We start from the raw sequence: 4,524 nt of genomic DNA, 5'->3' as shown, positions 1-4,524 counted from the left end.
GTTGTCCCAGCCCGGACCGCCCGTCGCCTGGTACAGATCCACCAGCGCCTGGCGATCCCCCGATACACTGTCCAACGTCTGGGCAGACAGCAACAACGGAGAAGCCAGCAGCCAGAAAAGCGAGAAGACATAGCCGGTAATTTTCAGTTTAGCCTTTATCATCCATCTGTAATTTGTGTTCAAGCATCGAGTTTTTTTCTCTAATTTAATAAAACTGTCGGAACAGGCATTTATTTGGTATCCCTTTTCTGTAGTTCGATATTAATTTTGATTTATGAAACCTTCTTATGACTGACCTCATGCAGACTTACAGAGGGCTTTGCAAAATCCTCAATTCCTCGTTCAGAAGGAGTTGTACTCCCGTTAAAAAATCAATCAAGTACAACTACCTTACAAAATAGCAGGTTCTGCAAAGATCCCTTACATACAGTCTCTATGGCGCCGGTAGCCAACCACAAAAAAGGGATTCAAAGTCGCCTTTGAATCCCTTTCGCAAGTTAATCATCAGCCAGGGTTCACATCAGTTTCCGTTCAGTTCGAATCCATTCACCACGGCATGCGCAATGAAATAGACATTGCCGCTTAATCCGGATATTTCATACGTGGTTTCAGTTGCGAAATTGTGATTCTGCTGGTTGCCGTACTGACCGGGCGCAACGGTATAGTTTCCACCAGGATTCTGTGGATATGGATCTGTTCCCACATACAGATGCGTCTCGGTCATGGTATACAAAGCGTTAGTAATCGGGGAGATCTCTGTCATCTCATATGTGGCGGTGAACGTTCCATTTATATATTCTACCGTCAACGTTCCCACATGTACCCCCTTGGTTAAATCGCACTGGCCGGCCCCAGCATATATGTCGTATACTGTTTCCTCTGTGCCGGGCGCAATAGGTCCGTTAGTCCATCCCCAGTTGTTGAAGGAGACCCCGGGAATAATCTCTTCATCAAAACATTTTGAAGCGCTGGAATCAACCTCGTTGTTATCAGTCTTTACAGCATAAGCGGTTTCGCTTTTAACCATTATGGTTTGGCCGTCATTCTCGATCAGGTAAACTCCATCTCCCTCTTTTTCATCCCCGTTCCCGTTTTTCAAAAAGTCCCTAATTTTCTTGAGGATCTCTTTAACTTTGTCTACGTCAAATAGGGGTTCACCATCCTTGAATATACGTTCAGAAATGTTGTCGTATTCATGGATTTTATCGACGTCAAACTCAGGACGATCGATAAGCGACCAAATAATAACCTGTATTTCACGGAAGGTAAGGTCGGGATCTTCCTCACGAAGATCATCAAGAATGCTCATAAAATAATTTACATCACTCCAGGCCGGCTTTCCCCTGGTTGAATAGATCTTGGTTCCCTTGTTCAAGCCAAATGATGCATTTTCATTCCACTCCACGCACCATCCCTCCTGCTGAATATTACCATCCAGATTGACACTAAAAAAACTGTCAATATTTTCCCCTCTTTCAAGTTCCATGGTGACATTGTCAGCTCCCGGAACCGGGCTGACCTCATGGACAGACTCGAAACTTTCGACTAGTTCGGTGCTGGTGCTTTGCTCGCATGATGAAAAGATAAATAGTCCTATCGTAACCATACATAGTATGACCAGTGCTCTCTTTTTCTCCATAATTTTACCCTCTTAATAAATATGTTAAGATTTAGAATAGATGTTACAACGCTTTCATATTAGGAATTAGTAATCATATTATGTAATTAATTTTTATTAATTTATCGGTAAATATTTAATAAATACTAATCACTTTATTTTCAGCCCCGGGATAAATTATACGTTAATATTTTCAGGCATTTTTTATAAAATAACCTTTCAAGTCAACGGGTGCCCTATTGTTGGAAAGTTATAATCAGGGGACCATCAAAAAATATTATTAGCTATTTTCCTGCAAGAGGTATTCATTTTTTGAATGATCAAAAAATGAACAAGAAAAAATCACCGCCGGTGGATGGGAATTATGAATGAAGAATTAGAAATGATGAATTTCGAAGGGGAGATCGTATGAACGTGTCAAGCAATTATTCCGATTCCGGAAGAATTGCTGTCTGACGAGGGAGACGGACCATCAACATCCACGCCTGCTGAGGCTGGAGCGGATGCCCCATTCACCGTCTTGATTGTTGAGTTCCTTTTGGATCAAGCCAAAAGGAACACCTCGGCCAGGGAACAGACTTATTTCTTTTTTGGGACTTCTTAATCCTCCGATAGTTACCTGCTACCGTTAAAATCAAGCTACAATTAACGAATTTCCAATAACCAATAACTATTCTCCAGTGGGAATAAAAAAACCGGAGTGCAACTCATTCTGAATCACACTCCGGGCTAAATTGACGGTTATCTGTTTCCTCGAAATTTCGAAAATAACCGGTTTTGAATTCCTATTTTATCAGGGTCATTTTCTTCGTGAACGTTTTACTGCCCACAGAAAGCCGGTATATATATATTCCACTGGTCAATTTAGAGGCATCAAATCGTACGGAATAGGTCCCCTGGCTTTGCACCCGGTTATTGACCAACGTAGCTACTTTTTTCCCGATCAGGTTATAGATCGTTAAATTGACTGCCACTTCCCTGTCTACACTGTACTCGATTTCCGTGGTCGGGTTAAACGGATTTGGATAGTTTTGAGACAGTTTTATGGCCCGGGGCTCTTCAACGGGGTTCGGCTCTATCTTGGGTGCGGGTGAAATATCCAGGACAAATCGCGACTCATCGGACCCTGCAGCAGCATTGAATGTATAGGAATCGCTGTTTCTCAGGTTTATCGTCCTGTTTTGGCGAAGATCCTGCAACACGACCGACCACTCCTGCGGGATATTTACAAGCCGGGGCCACTTCAACGTAATCTCCTGCTGGTTCGGTGAGCTGAATCCCAACTGTATACGGAACTCTCCCGTAAGAGTGTCTGGCAGTACGCTTTTGGAAAATTGCTCCCCTCGTTTCCCCTCAATGCTATAGAGCTGTAATGAACTACTCTGCATAGGGTTTAATGAAGACAGCTTATACGCGTCAAACAGGTCGACTCCAACCTTGCCCCTCTCATTGAATTCGATGATATACCTGTCGCTGCTGGTACTGTCCTGTTCCATCAAAAATAAAATGGATTTTTCCTCCTTGTGATCCGATGCAGACGTATTCACCACCTTGTTAAGATTTCCCTGATTGCTGGCTGATATACTGGCTTTATCCAGGGTAAGTGGTCCCTCTCCTTTATCGAGATAACGCAGCCAAAAAACCTGGAATGGGTCAATAGTATGCCCCCCGCCCTCAGGCAGACTTTGATACTGGGATTGGATATGATCCCAGATATACAGGTTTGCATTGACCTGCGGATTGACCTCTCGGGCCGCTTCCAATATTTTATCAACCAGAATTGGAACTCCATACGGATTTCCCACCAGGTTCCATCCTTCCTGTCCATCGATTATTGTCGAGTTGTCGGAATCCGTCACCGAGATGGGGACCGTTACCGGGCTGCTGTTTTCAGATCCATCTACTCCCAGCACTTTGGGGAAACCCTCCTGTACTCCCTCCTTGCCCGGGTTGTTATCTTCAAAAACCCAGGTTAAATATCCCTTCCCCGGCTCCATTTTGCTTGACATTGAAGAAGGCGTTTCAAATTCCTGGTTTTCTTCATTCCAAACAAAAATGTTGGGATCCTGACTTTCTGCGTTGGAACCGGGTATGCCCTGATTCCATAAAGAGCCCAAAAGATCATCCAGCGTTTTGTTTGCCGCTGGAACTGATACCATGCGCATCCCCTCCGTGCCGGTGAGTTTTAGAGTAAAGTCAAATCCTGAACCTGTTGTAAAACGCCATATTGGACTCCATTCTCCCTCCGCACCATCTTTGACGGCCCGTACTCTCCAATCGTGTGTCGTTTCGGGATCGAGTCCACCGGGAGGAGTATAACTCGTTCCGTTAACCTCGGTTTCGACCACCATCTCCGCGGGATCAATACGGTTCGCATGCAGCACATAATAGTCCGCCCCCTCCACGGGTTTCCATTCAAAAGTGGAAGCTGCCGATATATTACTACCATCGTCAGCCGGAGACAACTGTACCGGGGCCGACAAGCCGGGAGAAACGGAAGCTTCAGCGGTAGTAAAACTGCGAGATTCCGACCAGTTACTTTCACCCGCAGTATTTGAAGCCCGTACTCTCCAATAGTAGGTGTTGGAATGATCTAAATCGCTTATTTCCCTGGCACTTTCCTTAAGATCATTCTGATCAATAAATGTGGAACCAAAACTGCCGTCTGTTGCCACCTGCAACTGATATTGATCCGCTCCACTTGATGAGCTCCAATCCAGTGTAAGGGTAGTTGCTTTTCCCTCAGCCGCCTCTTCCGGACTTAGCAGCGACGGTGTTTCGGGGGCAGAAGAAGAATCGCCTTCATCAGTACTCCCGTTGAGGTCCTGTTCGGTGATGGTGATCGGGATGCTTTGGAGGGTCAGCTCGGGCACCTGCGGGTTGGTCACCTCCAGCCGGTAGGTGCC

Annotated in this window: 2 protein-coding genes; both read right to left on the bottom strand. The window is 45.2% G+C overall.

Annotated elements, in window-relative coordinates:
- Positions 1-520: 520 nt before the first annotated feature.
- Positions 521-1,639, bottom strand: a complete 1,119-nt coding sequence (locus ACG2F4_RS19080) for a hypothetical protein (RefSeq protein WP_395262538.1) — start codon at positions 1,637-1,639, stop codon at positions 521-523.
- A gap of 764 nt (positions 1,640-2,403) precedes the next feature.
- Positions 2,404-4,524: T9SS type A sorting domain-containing protein (locus ACG2F4_RS19075; RefSeq protein WP_395262537.1), on the bottom strand; the 2,121-nt coding region annotated here is incomplete at its 5' end.

Source organism: Halalkalibaculum sp. DA3122, assembly GCF_043951865.1.
Lineage (GTDB): Bacteria > Bacteroidota > Rhodothermia > Balneolales > Balneolaceae > JAMQKA01.
The sequence above is the reverse complement of the archived record's forward strand: the minus strand, read 5'-3'. Positions and strand labels throughout refer to the sequence as shown.

What these genes read in the sequence shown, in the direction of transcription:
- ACG2F4_RS19080 (WP_395262538.1), bottom strand. Translation starts at nt 1,639, where the DNA reads ATGGAGAAAAAGAGAGCACTGGTCATACTATGTATGGTTACGATAGGA.